Below are 15,893 nucleotides of genomic sequence, written 5' to 3' on the forward strand. Positions count from 1 at the left end.
CGTGTCAGAGGCTCCGTGGTACGCACAGTCCCTGTACAGCATCCGGTTCGAGTGGGGTCCGGCGGGTGCGGAGCGGATCCGCCAGGGCTGCGCCTGTGTCGTGGTCGTCGACGTCCTCTCCTTCACCACGGCAGTCACCGTTGTCGTCGAGGCGGGGACGCGGGTGTTCCCTTACGCGTGGCGTGACGAGACGGCCGCCACCTTCGCGAAGGACAAGGGTGCCCGGCTGGCCGTCGGCCGCAAGGCGGTGTCGGAGGAGTCCCCGTGGTCGCTGTCTCCCGCCGCGCTTCGCCGTGCCCCGACTGTCGACCGCCTGGTGCTTCCCTCGCCCAACGGATCCACGATCTCGGCGGCGGCTGCCAGTGCCGGCGCGACAGTCGTGGCCGGGAGCCTACGCAACGCGCGCGCCACCGGACGCTGGCTCTCCGCGAACGGGTTCGGGTCACCCGAACGCCCGGTCGCCGTGATCGCCTCCGGTGAGCGCTGGCCGGACGGATCCCTCCGACCAGCGGTCGAGGATCTCCTCGGTGCCGGAGCTGTCATCGCCGCCCTCGTCGACGCCGGGCGCGACGGCCTGTCCCCGGAGGCGCTCAACGCGCATGCCAGCTTCCGTACGACGGCCGATGTCGGGTCCGCGGTCGCCGACTGCGCGTCGGGCCGGGAGCTCATCGCGTACGGATTCGCCGAAGACGTGGCCGTCGCCACTGAGATCGACGGCTCGGGCACCGTCCCTGTCCTCACCGACGAGGCGTTCGTCGCGGCCACCTGATCCACGCGCACCTTGCGGGCACGAACTCATGGCGTACGAAAGAACTCCACGCCACAGAAGCGATTGGCGTAGGTCAGCCGGGCGCCCTCGCAGCAGCCGAGCGGCCGGCCCCACCGGCGGTGATCGGCGTCGGGGAAGCAGGCGACCAGCCCGTACTCCAGGTCGCCGGAGTGCCCGATGACGAGTGCGGCCTGGTCGTGTGACAACGGCGTCAGCAGGTCACGCCAGACGGCGGCGAGCGCGTGGGCATAGCGGTAGCTCGCCCCGCCTTGTCCGATCAGTGCGGCCAACGCGGCGAACGGATGATCAGCCTGCCACCACTGCGACTCCGCCGACTCGGCGTGGAGACCTTCCTCGTCCGAAGCAAGGGTGACCACCTCCTGGTCGACCGCGAAGCCCATCGCGAGGGCAGTCTCCCGTGCCCTCGGGACCACGGAGGTGGCGACGACCGCGAACGGGCCCATGGACTCGCCGAGCCTGCGGGCCAGGTCCACCCCCTGCTGCGAGAGCTGCGAACCGCCGGTGTTCTTGCGCAGACTGTGGCGTCGGATCTCCAGAATCGTCACAACCGCACAGGCTACTGGTGCCGTTCTCCGTTCGCGCCGGTTTGTCGGCCCGGTGCCAGGTAGCTGCTGGCCTGCCGGTCGGCCATGTGACGGTGGAGCCGTCCATCGCCGGCAAGGCGTCGCGCCATCCGTAATCCGGTCGACCGCAGCCCTGCGGAATCCCTATGCTGGTGGGCATGTTCGCCCCGGTCGGCTTCCTGACGCTCGCAGCCAAGACGCTGCTGAGCGCGCTGCCGGCTGCCTGCGCGGCGTGCGCGCCGGTCGACGGCGCCCGAAGCTGACCCCTCTCCGTCCCCTCCGGAGAACCAGCGGAGAGGGGTGGACCAGAGCACGGGCCCGGGTCGGATCACCGACCAGGCGACTCGATCCGGATCAACCGGCCGCCTCAAACAAACGGGCCGTACTCCGTGGTTCTCACGTTCCCGCACACTCGCGAGCGCGAGCCCGGGAATTCCCTCGTAGGTGAGGACGAAACACCCATGGCCAAGCAGTTGTACGCACGCAGCAAGCCGCACCTCAACATCGGGACGATGGGGCACGTCGACCATGGCAAGACGACGTTGACAGCCGCCATCACCAAGGTGCTGGCCGACCGCGGGCTCTCCCGTGCGGTGCCGTTCGAGCAGATCGACCGTACCCGCGAGGAGCGCGACCGCGGCATCACGATCACCATCACGCACGTGGAGTACGAGACCGCGACCCGGCACTACGCGCATGTCGACATGCCGGGCCACGCCGACTACGTGAAGAACATGATCACCGGCGCGGCCCAGATCGACGGTGCCGTGCTGGTCGTGTCCGCGGAGGACGGTGCGATGCCGCAGACCCGCGAGCACATCGTCCTGGCCAGGCAGGTCGGCGTACGCCACATGGTGGTGGCGCTCAACAAGGCGGACGCCGTGGAGGACACCGACCTGCTCGACCTGGTCGAGCTCGAGGTGCGCGACATGCTCACCGCGTACGGATTCCCCGGCGACGAGGTTCCTGCCGTCCGGATGTCCGGACTTCTTGCCCTGCAAGGAGATCCGTACTGGATCGCCCGCATCGACGACCTGCTCGACGCGATCGACTCGTACGTGCCGGTGCCGCCGCGCGTTCTGGACAAGCCGTTCCAGTTGCCGATCGAGAACGTGCTCACCATCACCGGGCGCGGGACGGTCGTGACCGGTGTGGTGGCGCAGGGTGCGGTCCGTGTCGGTGAGGCGGTCGAGGTGGTCGGCCTGGTCGACGAGCCGTTGACCAGTGTCGTGACCGGGCTGGAGACGTTCGGTCAGGCGATGGACCACGCGGAGGCCGGCGACAACACGGCGATGCTCCTGCGGGGGATCAAGCGTGAGCAGGTCCGCCGCGGGCAGGTCGTCAGCGCACCCGGCTCGATCCGGCCGCACACGCAGTTCCGGGCCCGGGTCCGGGTGCTGACGGCGGACGAGGGTGGGCGGCGCAAGCCGTTCTTTCACGGCTACCAGCCGCAGTTCCACTTTCGTACGACCGACACGGTGGGAACGATCCTGCTCGGCGAGGGCCGGATGGCTCTGCCCGGCGACACGGTCGACATGACCGTCGAACTCGGCAAGCCGATCGCACTCGCCGCCGGCCTCGGCTTCGCGATCCGCGAAGGTGGCCGTACGGTCGGCGCCGGAACCGTCGTCGACCTGGATTGAAGCAGCCGGATTGGAAGGGTCAGAAGGCGTACGGGCGTACGGCTCTGGCGCTTCGCAACGCGTGTGCCCACCAGGTCACCTGGTCGAGCAGGATGGTGGCGGCCAGATTGACCTGGTGGGCATCGCGTGGGTTCCCTGCCTCGTCGAAGCACCGCCGCCCTCCGTGGAAGCTCACCGTGTCCCGGACCGTCACCGCGTGCAGCTCGGCGAAGACGACGCGAAGGGGTTCGACCGCACGCAGGCCACCGGACAGTCCGCCGTAGCTGACGAAGCCGACGGGTTTGGCCTTCCACTGCGTACGCACGCTGTCGATCGCATGCTTCAGCGGGCCGGGAAAACTGTGGTTGTACTCCGGTGTGACGACCACGAACGCATCCGCGACGCCGATGCGGTCCGCGAAGCCGGCGCTGGGAATCGGCGTGTCGGCGAGGTCGATGACGTCCACGGTCAGGTCGTCGCGTTGCTTGGCGCGGCCGACGAACCAGGTAGCTACGACGGGTCCGAACCGTACCTCGCGGACGCTGCCCACGATCACCGCGAGCTGGACGGGTTCCTCGGACGTCACTGCGTACTCCTCGGGTGAAGGTTCGCGGTCGTGGAGGGCGTGTTCAGGCTACGGGTGAAGCGTCCGCTTCCACGCTCTGCGCGGCCGCGGTGACGGGATCGGTCACGTGGCGGGGTACCACGCAGAGGGCGACGAGCCCACCGAACGCGATCACCGCGAGGACCACGACACCGGAACGAAAACCGGCGATGCCGCCTCCGGCGAGTGTCCAGCACAGCGCAGCGACCGCTGGCCCGACGGTGGTGGCGACGGTGCGCGCCGTCATCGCGAGGCCGCCGGCGGTTCCCGCCATCCCGGCCGGTGTGGCGGCCAGGATCGCCGCGTTGATCGGTGTGTTGAACAACGCGGCACCGGCACCGAGCACGGCGAGGCGCCAGGCGAGATCCACCAGACCTGCCTCTGTTCCCACCGTGACCATGGTGATCATCCCGGCCACCATGACGGCACTGCCGACTCTGGCGACCAGCATCGTGCCGTACCTGTCGGAAAGCATGCCCGCGACGGGGGAGATCGGTGCCATGACACCCACGAAGAACAGCAGCGCGATCCCGGTCAGCTCCGGGCTTCCCGCCAACACATCGGCGATGAGGTACGGCAGCAGGAACACGATCAGCCCCATCGTGAGGCTCATGCACAACAGCGCGATGAGTGCCGCGGCGAACGTACGCCCGCGTACCAACGTGAGCACCGGGCGGGCCGAAGGCAGGCGTGCCCACCGCGTGCCCAGCGCCAGCGCCGCGAGGGTGAGCCCACCGGCGACGACCGGGCGATCGTCCACCTGGTCGAAGGCGAGCAGGACGGCGGTGACGGCACCGCCGAGCAGCACCGCCTCGTGGAGCAACGTGAGGCGTGGCAACGGAAGGCCGCGACCAGGGCCGCTTCGTACCGTTCGGAACGCGAGCCACACAACGACGAACAGCAGCGGGATCTTCATCACGAAGACCTCGCGCCAGCTGAACGCACCGGCGACCAGTCCACCCAGGGGGACCCCGGCCATGCCGCCGAGCGTCATGATCGTGACGATGGCGCCGAACGCACGGCCGCGTTGTTCTTCGCGGACGCTGCCGAGGACGATGGGCATGTAGACGGCGACGACCAGCCCGGCCGCCATCCCCTGCAGCACTCGCGCGGCGAGCAGGATCCAGAACGCCGGTGCGACCGCACCCAGCACACTGGCCAGACCCACGCCGGCCATCGAGAGCAGGAACGTCGCCCGGACGTCGGCCCCATCGACCCACCGGCCGACGGGAATGGCGATCGCCGCCATCGGCAGGGCGTACGCCAGGAGCACCCAGGCGGTCGCGGCCGGACCGACGCCGAGATCCCGGCCAAGACCCGGCAGCGTGACGGCGGCGATGGTCATCTCGGAAGTGACCACCAGCATGGCCAACCCGAGGGCCGTGACCGGTCCCCAGCGCGTGCGTTCCACACCTGCGCTCATGTGCGTTCTGTCCCTTCGCCGCTGACCCGTGTTGGCGGCGTCTTCGGTGCGCCAGTGCGCCCCTTTCGGCCGTCCTCGACGACCGTAGGACCTCAACAAATGTTGAGGTCAAGTCGTCGGGTGGATGTCCTCTCCGGCCAGCGCCTGGGGAGATTCCCGTCCGGCGACCGACGCCGCACGAAGGTGCTTTTCCCAGCGACCACCGCTGCACAGAAAGGTGCTGTACGATCATCGCCAGCGGGCCCGGGAGTGACTTATCCGAAGTGCCGGTGCAGGGTGTGAAGCCGGCCGCGCTGGACGTTGAAGCCGCCCCACGTGTCCACCGGGCCCGCGCCACATTTTCCTTGCTGCGTAGGGCGTTTCCTGCCGACGCCGGCTCCTGTGCACCGACCTTCCGTGCACGAACGTTCTTCTCCGCACGAACACCCTGCGAGCGGCCCGGACCTTGCGCGCTCGATCGACGATGACGGCCGGAGAACGTCCGATCGGCGAATTCCGTGAACCCGCGTGCGCTGAGCGGGTGAGAGGAGGTGAACCCCTCCCGCACCACCCGTTGCTCACGTGATGCTCACCAGGATGGAGCCCCGGCATGACCGCAGCGCTCGCCGCCGACGACCGGACGAACGAGTCGAGCGATGCTGTCCTGATCGAGCGTTCCTGGCGTGAGCCGGAGTTGTTCGCCGCGCTCTTCGACCGGCACGGCGGCCCGATCCACCGGTACGTCAGCCGGCGCCTGGGGGCGTCGGCCGCCGACGATGTGGTGGGCGACACCTTCCTCGCGGCGTTCCGACGGCGAAGACGGTACGACCTCACCCGACCCGATGCGCTGCCTTGGCTCTACGGCATCGCGTCGAACCTGGTGGGGCGGCACCGACGCGCGGAGGTCCGCGCCTACCGGGCCCTCGCCCGCACCGGCGTCGATCCCGTGGTGGATTCGTACGCCGAACAGGTCGAGGCCCGCGTCACCGCTCAGGGGATGCACCGCGACCTCGCGGCAGCGCTCGCCCGGCTGGCCAAACGCGACCGTGACGTCCTGCTGCTGTACGCGTGGGCGGAGCTGTCGTACGCCGACATCGCGACGGCGTTGGGCATTCCCACCGGCACGGTGCGGTCGCGGCTGAACCGGGCCCGAAGGAAAGTACGTGAGGCGCTGGGCGGGACAGATCCGACCATCATCGACGAGGAGTCCGGCAATGGATGATCTCCAGGTCCTGCGCGAGCTGCGGGAAACCGTCCCCCCGCCCACCCAGGGTGGGCTCGCCGGCATCCGGCGGCGTCTGGTCGCCGGCATGGTGCCACCGCGTCGCCGCCCTGGCTGGCGGCTGGCGGTGACGGTCGGCCTGGCACTGGCACTGGCGGCGGGCGTCACGGTCGCCGACACGCTGCGCAGTTCGCCGTCCCAGGTCGCCGACGCCGCCGTCTTCCTGCGCCAGGCCGCGGCCGTCGTGGACGACGATGTGCCACAGGTCGAACGCACGCGTCCGAACGCATGGCTCTACACGAAGCGGCTGAACACCTGGCCGGGCGGCGAGCCGGACGAGCAGGTCGAGCGATGGTGGCGCTTCGACGGCAGGCAGACCGTCACCTTCGTACCCCAGTGCGAGAAGTGCCCGGACGGCCTCCTGTCCTCACCGCTGGAACCTCGCGGCAAGCACGGCGGTCACGGCGAGGAGCGCACGCTGTCTCCGCAGCGGATCTGGCACCACCACGAGTCGCTGCCGCGCGATCCGGCCCGGCTGCTGGACGAGCTTCGCCGGCTGGGCGTGTGGGCCAGCTTCGGCGACCTCGACCCCGACCAGACCGCCGACGGCCAGGCGTTCTGGGTGGCGAGAGACCTGCTCGGTGCCGGCGGACTCCTACCGCCACCCGACCTGCAGGCCGCGCTGTTCCGCGCGCTCGCGCGGATCCCGGAGGTCCAGGTCACCGTCGACGGAGAAGACCCGGCCGGGCGCGCAGCGGTGACGATCAGCTACCGGCCGTCGACCCAGCCGCCGGGCCAGAACTTCGAGGGGTACGAGTTCTTCGTCGACCCGGAGACGTACGGGTATCTCGGGGAACGCGGTCACGACGGAAGCGGATCCGCCCTCCTCGAGTCCGCTCTCACCGACCGGGCCGGAGAACGGCCGTAGTGGGACAGGCACACGCGAGCTGGGCAAGGTCCGTAACCGAAGAGGGTCCGTCAGGAGGTGCCTGCCGGGTGCGGGTCGCCGAGGTACGGGAACCTGTCCAGGGTGTCGGTGTGGGGCGTCAGGCCGGTGGGCGGCGCCTCGTTCTTGGTGAGGAACGCGACGCGGATGTCGATGACGTCTTCGGTGAATGTCCGGCCGTTGGGGTACGCGGCTGGCTTGGCCGGGTCGAAGTGCAGCACGTCCGGCAGGAGGCCGTGCTCGTCGAGCGCGGTGATCGCCTCCTCGCGTGAGTAGTCGCCAGTGTGGCCCAACAGGTGGACGAACTGGTCCGTCCACCTGGCCCGGTCGTTGACCGGTTCGCTGGCGTTGTACTCCTCCTTCGTGTCGTCGGTGTTGAAGAAGCTGCTCATTGACGGGTGTCCCGCCCGGTCCGCGCGGACGAGTTCGCCGTCGCGTAGGACGCTGCACCTGCCCCAGATGTGCAGCTCGGGCTTTGGCGCCAGCTCCGCGGTCGGCAGTTCGATGGCCATGGAAAAGACGTTCGCCGTGCTGTTGGAGTCGACGCCGGTCCACGGGGACTTCCCGCCCAGGTGCGGTGCGGTGAAATTCCTGTTGCCGCTGGTGTCGAACAGATTCTTGATTCCGTCGAAGTCGAAGAAGAAGGCGTCACTGCGGCTACCAGCGGCCACCTTGTAGTCGCCGCTGCTGACCACGTTCGCCCGAGGGCCGAAGGAGACGGCAGCGTCGGACACGATCTTGGTGCCGGCCGCCTCGGGCCTGCGGGAGTCCGCACCGGAGCCCATGAAGACGCTGTAGGTCTGCGAACCGTTGGATGCCGGCGGGCTGAAGACCCAGCTGAAGGCGACGTCGGTCAGGTAGTCGCCGTCGTTGTCGACGTTCAGGCGGTATATGGCGTCGGGGTGCAGGGCATCTGCGCGCGGATTGGCGTTGAGGATGAGGACGGTCCGGCTCGGATCGTCGGGTGCCGCGAACGCGTACAGGTCGCACAGATCGAGCCGCTGGTCGCCAAGTGGCGGCCCGAGGCTGAGGCCGGTGAAGTGGTTGGACACGTCTGGCCCTTACCATCGCCCGCCCGCCGAAAAACCGCCGAACACTGGAACGCTCGAACGGGCGTACTGCTGACGCGTGAGCGGTCGGAGTCACCTACCCGCCAACGGTCTCAGCGCACCAGTCAGGGCCTCGGCGAGAACGCGAGCGGTCGAGCCGTCCGGTTCGCCGTGGTCGGGATTGAACTCGGCGAACGTCATACCCGCGAAGCCCGGGTGCGCCACGATCTCGGAAAGGGCCGTCATCGCCTCGGCCGTCGTCAGCCCCTTGTTGTACAGCGGTACGTCGGCGACGGGAAGGTCGTAGAAGTCGATCACGTCGACGTCGAAGTGCACCACGAAGCGATCCGCGGCGAGGGCCGCCAGCGCGCGGCGTGCGGTCTTTCGGGGATTGGCCCTGACGTCCCCAGCGGGGAACCGAGGGCTCGGGACCAGGCCGTCCCGGTCCTCCTCCGGCTCGCCGTATCCGAAGAAGCACAACCGTTCCGGGCTCAGCAGCGGACGCCGAGGTCCAAAGTCGGCCAGGGCGGAAGCCATGCCCGGCCGATCGAGCAGGTGGCCGACTCCGAGCCCGTCCAGCACGCCCTCAGGGTTGTCCGGGTCGTTGGACAGGTCCTGACCCTCCGTCGAAGTACAGCAACGCCACGTCCTCGTCGTACGCCACCGCGGCACTGTAGAGCGCGATCGCCAGCGTGCACTCCCCGCCAAGCACGAGCGGGATCTGGCCGGCCTCGGCGATCCGGGAGATCTGCGCTCGGGCGTCGGACAGGACCTCCAGGACCCGGCTCAGGTTGTGCGGCCGTTGCTCGGTCGGGTGTGGCCGCCACCGCACGACCGGGCGGTCGCCGTGGTCCTCCAGCTCGAGCCCGGCCTCGCGCAGCAGGCGGATCAGACCGGCGTCGCGCAACGCCGCCGGCGCCTTCTCCTGCCCAGGCCAGTGCGCCGCCGCACTCGACGGAACGCCGAGCAGTCCCAGTGTTGTCGTACCCAGAGGGTTGTCCTCGCTCATGAGTACGACCATAGGAGCAATTCCGGACGCTTTTCTTCCGGATCGCAACGAGCGTCGGGTCACGGCCGAGGGCGACGGCTCCCACTGCGCGGTCACGCGGTCACGCGGTCACGCCGGTCACGCCGGTCACGTGAAAGATCAGGGCAAGGGAGCCGCCCAGAGCTCTCCATGAGCGCCGCCAGCCCGGGTCAGGTTTCGGACACACCGGTTCCCGGTTCGACTGCTAGCGTCGAGCCGAGACGACGGGAGCAGGTGAGTGATGGAGTCGACCGGAATCGGCATCGTCGGGTGCGGCAATGTCAGCCGGATGTATCTGCCCATTCTCGCAAGGATTCCCGACGTCGACGTGGTGGCGGTCGCCGACGTCGACGCGGCCCGCGCGCAGCAGACGGTGGAGGAGTTCGACCTGCCGAGGGCGATGTCAGCGGAGGAGTTGATCGCCGACCCAGCCGTCGACGTCGTACTCAACCTCACGCCCATCGTCGTGCACACCGACGTGAGCAAGGCGGCCTTGACAGCGGGCAAGCACGTGTACTCGGAGAAGCCACTCGCCACCAGTGTGGTCGCCGCACGCGAACTCGTCGACGAGGCACGCAGGCGTGGGTTGGCGTTCGGCTGCGCCCCTGACACCTTGCTGGGTTCGGGTTTCGAGGCCGCGCGGGAGGTCGTCGCGAGCGGAGCGATCGGGCGTCCGCTGGCAGCGTCGGCGGCGATGTTCCGCAGCGCGATGACCCGGGCGAGCTTCTACAGCGAAGGTGCGACGCCGATCTTCGACATGGCGCCGTACTATCTCAGCGCTCTGGTGAATGTCTTCGGCCCCGCGGTGCGGATCAGCGGGCTCACGCGAACTCTGTCCGCAGGCGAGACCCCGGTGGAGCCGCCGGCCGGTGGTTCGATCGCATCGTCGGGAGTCATCGAGTTCGCCTCCGGGGTGCTGGCGAACGTCACACTGGTCTGGGGAAGCGACCACCGGCACGAGGTGCCGGCGTTCACCGTCTATGGCAGCACCGGCGTGGTCGACTTTCCCAATCCGAACAACTTCGGCGATCCGGCGTACGTCCGTCAGCACGGCGAGGAGTCGCGGACGGAGATCCCCGGCAGCCGTCAACCGGAAAGCTGGCCACGCAACCTGCGTGGTCTGGGTGTGGGGGAGATGGCCAGGGCGATCCGCGCGGGCCAGACGCCGCGGGCGGGTGCCGAGATCGCCTGCCATGTCGTGGAGATGATCGAGGGTCTGGTGACGTCGGCTCGGACCGGCAGCCGGGTGGAGCTGACGACCACGTGTACTCCCGCGCCGCCCCTGTCGGCGGAGGCTCGCGAGTCGCTTGTCGGATAAGGCGGTCCAGCGTGCCGGCGCGGCGTCGCGCCCCAGTCGGCTCGGGTCGGGTTCATCGTGAATGTGCCGAGGAGGCAGCTGATGCAGGTCAGGCTTGGATGCGGTCAGATCACCTGGCGGGGAACCGGCTCGGAGGAGGCCGTCCTCACCGACATCGCGCAGGCAGGCTACGAAGGTGCGCCGATGAGCGCCCGCGGCGGCCGGACGGCGCGCGATGTCAAGGAGTTGTACGAAAGCCACAACCTGGTTCCCGCGCCCGGCTACTTCAGCGGCAGCTTCTGGGACGAGAGCAAGCGCGACGAACACGTGGAGTCGGCGAGGCGCGTGGCGAGTATCTCCGCCGAGCTCGGCCTGACCGAGATCTACGTCGCCGACGGCGGTTTCAAGGAGCCGACCCGTTCCGGCCGCACGCGCTGGGAGGTCGCTGCCCATCCGAGTCCCGAGGATTCCTTGTCAGACGAGGATTTCGCGCGCCTGGCGGCCGGGCTCGACGCGGTGGGTCGGGCGACCCTGGAGTTCGGCGTACGCAGCTGTTTCCACAATCACGTCGGCACCTTCGTCGAGACCGAAGCCGAGATCGAGCGGTTGCTTGCCTCGGTCGATCCGGACGTGTTGTTCCTCGGTCCCGACACCGGGCACCTGGCGTGGGGAGGCGTCGACGTCGTCGAGTTCACCCGGCGCCATGCCGAACGGATCAAGACGATGCACCTGAAGGACATCGTGGAAAGCGTGTCGCAGAAGGGCAAAGCGGCCGGCTGGGACTATTCCACGTTCGAGAAGAACGCCATCTGGACCGAGATCGGCGAGGGGAGCATCGACTTCGCCGAGGTGCTGCGGATCCTCGACGGTGCAGGCTTCGAGGGCTGGCTCATCGTCGAAACGGACGTGACGCAGCTGCCCACGCCGCTCGAGAGTGCCGTCGTCAGCCGGCAGGCCCTGCGTACCCTCGGCGTCTGAGGCTCCTTCCGACCGGCCCTACCTCTGCGAATCTGGCAGAGGCGATTGGCGACGGCGCGCCACGGCGGCCTCGGTAGTCGTGGCGGCCTAGCCCCGGCAGTCGTGGCGTCCAAGTCCGCGTGCCGTCAGGTGGTCGGGGCCGCGCCGCCGCCCTGTGAATGACCACGCTGAGCATGCCTGTAACACCAGGCACCGGCGCCGCCCTGTGAATGACCACGCTGAGCATGCCTGTAACACCAGGCACCGGCGCCGCCCTGTGAATGACCACGCTGAGCATGCCTGTAACACCAGGCACGGGCGTCGACGCCTGTCCTGCGCACACAGACCTGCTCAGCATGGTCATTCACCGGGCGCAGGCATGCTCAGCGTGGTCATTCACCGGGCGCCCTCCGTCGCAAAGTCCTGCCGGCCGGCCCGGGCAAACTTCGCCCGAGGAGTCTGTCGATTTCGACGGTGCCCGCTCCTTCTCGTCGGTGAGGACCGCCGACGAGAAGGAGCGAACGATGAAGTACATGCTGTTGATCTCCGCCGAGGAAGGGCTCGAGGTGCCGCCCGAGGAGGCCGACGCCACGCCCTGGGTCGAGGAGATGGAGCGCCGCGGCGTCCGGCTGGACGGTGATCGGCTGCGTGGTGTCAGCGACGCCACGTCGGTACGGGTGCGTAAGGACGAGCTCATGGTCACCGACGGGCCGTTCGCGGAGTCGAAGGAACAGCTGGCCGGGTACGACGTGATCGAGTGCGCCGACCTCGACGAGGCGATCGAGATCGCGTCGAAGCACCCGGTCGCGACGTTCGGCACCGTCGAGGTGCGGCCTTTCTGGGAGGGTGAGTGATGGGTACGCAAGGCGACCGCGACCAGGTGGCGGACGTGAAGGTCACCGGCGCACGGACCCACGTCGACCTCACCATGCCCTTCCCCAGTCCCAGGTCTGGGATCTCATCGCCGACGTCACCCGAATCGGTGAGTGGAGCCCGGAATGCGTCCACGGAGCATGGCCCCACGGTGCCGGGCAGGTGCCGGCGCCCGCGCAGGTGCCGGCGCCCACGCGGGCGTACGCGCGGGTCGGTGCGAGGTTCGCCGGCGACAACCGGTTCGCCAACGGGAACGTCAGCACCGTGACCTGCGTGGTGACACAGGCCGAGCGCCCCCACAGGTTCGCCTGGGTGGTGCTCGACGGTGCCGAGGATCCGGACCGGCCTGGGTCGATCTGGTCGTACGAACTCACGCCGGGAGGATCGGCGGAGGAGACCCCCGCGTCCGGCACACCTTCGTCCACGGCCCGGGTGAGACCGGGGTACGCGCGGCCGTACGCCAACACCCGGAACAGGCGGAGATCGTCGACGGACGGCTCGCCCAGCTGCGCCAGCACATGACCGAGACGCTACGCGGGATGGAGAGCGCCCGATCCCGTAAGCCAGGAACGGATCTGGGCGAGATGCTCGGAGAATCCGAGTGGCTCGTCGAGCTCGGCAGCCGACTGTCGATGAACGCCACGGCCTGCTCGACGAGCCCGGCCACCCAGAGGCACGGGTACGCGGCAGACCGCCCGGACGGATGGCGGTCGGGTCAAACGGCAGCGCCCCCGGTGACCGGCAGCACCACGCCCGTCACGTAGGACGCGCGATCGCTCAGCAGCCAAGCGGCCGACTCGGCGATCTCCTCCGGCGCGGCGGCCCGGCCCATTGGCGTGCTCGAGATGATCCGGTCGATCACCCCCGGGTCATGACAATTCCACTCCTCTACCATCTCGGTGATCGTCAACCCCGGGGCGATCGCGTTGACCCGGATTCCGGCCGATGCATATGACACGGCCGCCGACTCTGTGATGCTGTTGACGGCACGCTTGGCCGCCCCGTACGCGGGCAACCCCGGGTTTCCGATCAGGCTGCCCACGCTGCTGGTGTTGACGATCGCCCCGCCGCCGCACTGGATCATCGCCTTCACCTCCGCCGACACGGCGTAGAACACGCCCTTGAGGTTGACCCGCATGACGAGGTCGAAGTCGTCCTCCGGAAAGTCCGCGACATGGTGTGGCGGCACCCCGACCCCGGCGTTGTTGAACGCGACGTCGAGCCGCCCGTGCCGCTCGACCACAGTAGCTACCGCCCGATCGATGCTCGCAGTATCGCCGAGGTCAGCGACGACGTACGAGGCCGCCAGGGATCTCCGCGGCGATGGACGTCAGGGCGCTCTCGGTACGGGCGGCGAGGACGACGGTCGCGCCCTCCCGAGCGAACAAGCGGGCCGCAGCGGCCCCGATGCCGCGGCTGGCGCCGGTGACGAGCGCGACCTTGTCCGACAGCATTCCGGATGAAGTCATACCGGCAGAATGCCACGGAGAAGAATGAACGGCCCGGCCGCGCCTTCCCGCCCGCTCGACGATCGGCCAGGCCGTGGCGTTTCGGCGACGTGTGGCGGCACGGTTCCAGCGGCAGATCTCGGGTGGCCCAACAGATGACAGGTGGACGGCGGCGCGCGTCACGGTACAAGTGCGACGGCGCGGTGAGTACGCAGCGGCCGTAGGTCCCAGCTTCTTTAGCCTCCGGGACGCGGTGATGCATCCTCAGCACCTGGACGAGCTCGCGGCGGCGTGCGGTGTGCCGTGCCGCCGGTGATGCGGCGGGCGACGTGCTGCCGGTCGAGGTCTTCGATTGGCCGGCCAGTGCCGGTGTTGCGGCACCACTCGCCTGGCTGGGCTTTGCAGTGCGGGCAGGGGCGAGAGATCACGCGTACGAGGGTGGCGAGGTCGTGGGTCGTGTAGCCGCGACCGGCGAGCGTGCCATCGAAGATCCAGTCGAGTTTGCCGGTGTCGACGGGCTCGATCGGGTGGCTCATCGCCCGATCACCGCCACATACGCGATGCCGACGGTCATCCAGATGGTGAACGTGGCCGCTTTCCACAGCCTGGACCGCATGGAGTCCTCCCCGTGTGTCGGGCGCGGCGACCCGCCTCCAGGCCGCCGCGCCTGTCTGTTGGATGCGACGCAGCGGCCGGGCGTGGGATGTGATGCTGGGGACATCCGACCGCCGCGTCACGGGAGAGACGCTAAAGGCGGTTCAGCAGATTTCGGGGTACTCGTTGTCCCCGGTGACGGCGAGTACCCCTAGTCGCGGAGGCTGATCCGTGACGCGATCCGCTCGACATCTTCCCGAGTCGACGGCGGCACGATCCGCAGCAGCTCACGGGTGAGCAACCTCGCCGGTGGCGAGTAGACCACGGTCTCCAGGGAGGCGTCGACGGCCTGCGCGAGCAGGTGGACAGCACCGATGTCTTCGCCGGCCAGCCGGTAGCCGCGTGCAAGTTCGAGCAGGTGGCGTGCGCGGCGTTCGGTGGAGGGGATGGACGCGGGGTCGAGGTGGGCGGCGTGTCGGCGGGCTTCGTCGCCGCGTCCCATGGCGACGGCGATCATGACGGCATAGACGTCGACAATCGCTTGGCCGACGCGCGTGTAGGGGTGGGCGTAGCCGTCGGGCAGGAGTCGTTCGGCGGCGAGCTTGGCGTCGTCCCAGTGGGACCACGCGGATTCGTCGCCGGCACGGGCGAGGGTGAGCGCGGCGCACAGTTCGAGATCGACGTAGGCGGCTGCGTAGTCGCGGTCGGAGTCGATCCGGTCGCGGACGAGTGGCATGGCGTGGCCGAGTTCGGTGATGGCGTCTTCGTTGTGTCCGATGGCGCGGACCAGGTGGGCGTAGTACCAGGATGCCCGTGCCCGGGAGAGTGGATTGTCGGCGGCTTGGGCAGCGGCGACCGCGCGGTCGGCGGACATCCAGCAGAGTTCGCGGTCGCCGTGCCAGGCGAGCCAGGCCTGGGTGAGGTGGTAGACCTCGGCGAGTAACCGGTTTGCTTCGCGGCGGTCGTCGCCGACGGCGGCGGCGGTGCGGGCGTCGCGGATCAGCTTGGGCAGCACCTTGCCGGTCTCGGTGCGCTGTTTCGCCGAGGAGTGCCAGGTCTGCCAGGCGGAGTCGAGCATTGTGCGGATGTAGTCGGTGGCCTGGGGCGAGCCGTCGTCGGGGTGGTGGAGCAGCAGGGCGCGGCGGACGTCGGGGAGTGCTTCGTGGCTGGGCCGTTCGAGGACGGTGTAGGCAACGTCGGCGCCGAAGAGTGCGGAGAGGTCTTTGATGTTGAGTGCGCGGGCTGCGCGGACGGCCATGGTGAGGGTGAGTTCGCGGCGGCCGGTCTCGATGGCCTTGACTGATTCGGGAGAGCAGCCCATGAGGCCGGCGAGTTGGGGGCGGGATCGGCCGGCGGCTTCGCGGAAGAGTCGGAGGCGGGCTCCAGGTGACATGTCGTCGGTCATGGCGGATGTCCCCTCGTGATCGCTTCACCGCAGGGTACATCTGTACCCCTCGGGTGGCTATCCCCTCACCCGCCCGGCGGGGACAGCGTTCGAC

Annotated in this window: 18 protein-coding genes; 8 read left to right on the forward strand and 10 right to left on the reverse strand. The window is 69.1% G+C overall.

Annotated features, from left to right (window positions below):
• Position 1: 1 nt before the first annotated feature.
• Complete coding sequence (locus ABN034_RS22305) at positions 2 to 769, forward strand: 2-phosphosulfolactate phosphatase (protein ID WP_349692949.1); 768 nt, start codon at positions 2 to 4, stop codon at positions 767 to 769.
• 26 nt (positions 770 to 795) lie between these two features.
• Here the strand turns inward: ABN034_RS22305 and ABN034_RS22310 are convergent, their stop codons facing one another.
• Positions 796 to 1,335 (reverse strand): histidine phosphatase family protein, encoded by a 540-nt coding sequence (locus ABN034_RS22310; protein WP_349692950.1) that lies wholly within the window; start codon positions 1,333 to 1,335, stop codon positions 796 to 798.
• Between the two features lie 479 nt (positions 1,336 to 1,814).
• On the opposite strand from ABN034_RS22310, the gene tuf reads away from it, so the two are divergent.
• On the forward strand, positions 1,815 to 2,996 hold the full coding sequence (gene tuf / locus ABN034_RS22315; RefSeq protein WP_349692951.1) for an elongation factor Tu: 1,182 nt from the start codon (positions 1,815 to 1,817) through the stop codon (positions 2,994 to 2,996).
• Between the two features lie 19 nt (positions 2,997 to 3,015).
• Here tuf and ABN034_RS22320 read toward each other — a convergent pair whose 3' ends face one another.
• Both ABN034_RS22320 and ABN034_RS22325 read right to left on the reverse strand, forming a co-directional pair.
• Positions 3,016 to 3,561 (reverse strand): NADPH-dependent FMN reductase, encoded by a 546-nt coding sequence (locus tag ABN034_RS22320; RefSeq protein WP_349692952.1) that lies wholly within the window; start codon positions 3,559 to 3,561, stop codon positions 3,016 to 3,018.
• Positions 3,562 to 3,604: 43 nt separating this feature from the next.
• Positions 3,605 to 5,002, reverse strand: coding sequence for an MFS transporter (locus tag ABN034_RS22325; protein WP_349692953.1), 1,398 nt, complete (start codon positions 5,000 to 5,002; stop codon positions 3,605 to 3,607).
• Between the two features lie 589 nt (positions 5,003 to 5,591).
• Here ABN034_RS22325 and ABN034_RS22330 point away from each other — a divergent pair.
• Positions 5,592 to 6,203 (forward strand): RNA polymerase sigma factor, encoded by a 612-nt coding sequence (locus ABN034_RS22330; RefSeq protein ID WP_349692954.1) that lies wholly within the window; start codon positions 5,592 to 5,594, stop codon positions 6,201 to 6,203.
• Complete coding sequence (locus ABN034_RS22335; protein WP_349692955.1) at positions 6,196 to 7,131, forward strand: CU044_5270 family protein; 936 nt, start codon at positions 6,196 to 6,198, stop codon at positions 7,129 to 7,131. Before ABN034_RS22330 ends, ABN034_RS22335 begins: the two co-directional genes overlap by 8 nt.
• A 50-nt stretch (positions 7,132 to 7,181) precedes the next feature.
• Here the strand turns inward: ABN034_RS22335 and ABN034_RS22340 are convergent, their stop codons facing one another.
• From ABN034_RS22340 to ABN034_RS22350, 3 genes are all read right to left on the reverse strand, one after another.
• Positions 7,182 to 8,201: a DUF4331 family protein gene (locus ABN034_RS22340; RefSeq protein WP_349692956.1), complete on the reverse strand. Its 1,020-nt coding sequence runs from the start codon at positions 8,199 to 8,201 to the stop codon at positions 7,182 to 7,184.
• 90 nt (positions 8,202 to 8,291) lie between these two features.
• Positions 8,292 to 8,780 carry an arginase family protein gene (locus tag ABN034_RS22345; RefSeq protein WP_349692957.1) on the reverse strand — a complete coding sequence of 163 codons (489 nt, stop codon included), beginning with the start codon at positions 8,778 to 8,780 and terminating at the stop codon, positions 8,292 to 8,294.
• Positions 8,781 to 8,784: 4 nt separating this feature from the next.
• Positions 8,785 to 9,207 carry an arginase family protein gene (locus ABN034_RS22350; RefSeq protein WP_349692958.1) on the reverse strand — a complete coding sequence of 141 codons (423 nt, stop codon included), beginning with the start codon at positions 9,205 to 9,207 and terminating at the stop codon, positions 8,785 to 8,787.
• Positions 9,208 to 9,466: 259 nt separating this feature from the next.
• On the opposite strand from ABN034_RS22350, the gene ABN034_RS22355 reads away from it, so the two are divergent.
• The 4 genes from ABN034_RS22355 to ABN034_RS34515 all read left to right on the forward strand — a co-directional run bounded on the left by ABN034_RS22355 (position 9,467) and on the right by ABN034_RS34515 (position 12,874).
• Complete coding sequence (locus tag ABN034_RS22355; protein WP_349692959.1) at positions 9,467 to 10,543, forward strand: Gfo/Idh/MocA family protein; 1,077 nt, start codon at positions 9,467 to 9,469, stop codon at positions 10,541 to 10,543.
• A gap of 81 nt (positions 10,544 to 10,624) precedes the next feature.
• Positions 10,625 to 11,500 (forward strand): TIM barrel protein, encoded by an 876-nt coding sequence (locus tag ABN034_RS22360; RefSeq protein ID WP_349692960.1) that lies wholly within the window; start codon positions 10,625 to 10,627, stop codon positions 11,498 to 11,500.
• Between the two features lie 503 nt (positions 11,501 to 12,003).
• A complete protein-coding gene (locus ABN034_RS22365) occupies positions 12,004 to 12,333 on the forward strand; it encodes a YciI family protein (RefSeq protein ID WP_349692961.1) in 330 nt (109 codons plus the stop codon).
• Positions 12,326 to 12,874, forward strand: a complete 549-nt coding sequence (locus ABN034_RS34515; protein WP_502879073.1) for an SRPBCC family protein — start codon at positions 12,326 to 12,328, stop codon at positions 12,872 to 12,874. The genes ABN034_RS22365 and ABN034_RS34515 overlap by 8 nt, the downstream gene beginning before the upstream one ends.
• 193 nt (positions 12,875 to 13,067) lie before the next feature.
• Here the strand turns inward: ABN034_RS34515 and ABN034_RS22375 are convergent, their stop codons facing one another.
• From ABN034_RS22375 to ABN034_RS22390, 4 genes are all read right to left on the reverse strand, one after another.
• On the reverse strand, positions 13,068 to 13,661 hold the full coding sequence (locus ABN034_RS22375) for an SDR family NAD(P)-dependent oxidoreductase (RefSeq protein WP_349693087.1): 594 nt from the start codon (positions 13,659 to 13,661) through the stop codon (positions 13,068 to 13,070).
• Complete coding sequence (locus ABN034_RS22380) at positions 13,636 to 13,821, reverse strand: SDR family NAD(P)-dependent oxidoreductase (RefSeq protein WP_349692963.1); 186 nt, start codon at positions 13,819 to 13,821, stop codon at positions 13,636 to 13,638. The genes ABN034_RS22375 and ABN034_RS22380 overlap by 26 nt, the downstream gene beginning before the upstream one ends.
• Before the next feature lie 215 nt (positions 13,822 to 14,036).
• Positions 14,037 to 14,336 carry a zinc finger domain-containing protein gene (locus tag ABN034_RS22385; RefSeq protein WP_349692964.1) on the reverse strand — a complete coding sequence of 100 codons (300 nt, stop codon included), beginning with the start codon at positions 14,334 to 14,336 and terminating at the stop codon, positions 14,037 to 14,039.
• 269 nt (positions 14,337 to 14,605) lie between these two features.
• Positions 14,606 to 15,799, reverse strand: a complete 1,194-nt coding sequence (locus tag ABN034_RS22390) for a helix-turn-helix transcriptional regulator (RefSeq protein WP_349692965.1) — start codon at positions 15,797 to 15,799, stop codon at positions 14,606 to 14,608.
• Between the last annotated feature and the right edge of the window lie 94 nt (positions 15,800 to 15,893).

It is taken from the genome of Actinopolymorpha sp. B11F2, from assembly GCF_040195635.1.
Taxonomy (GTDB): domain Bacteria; phylum Actinomycetota; class Actinomycetes; order Propionibacteriales; family Actinopolymorphaceae; genus Thermasporomyces.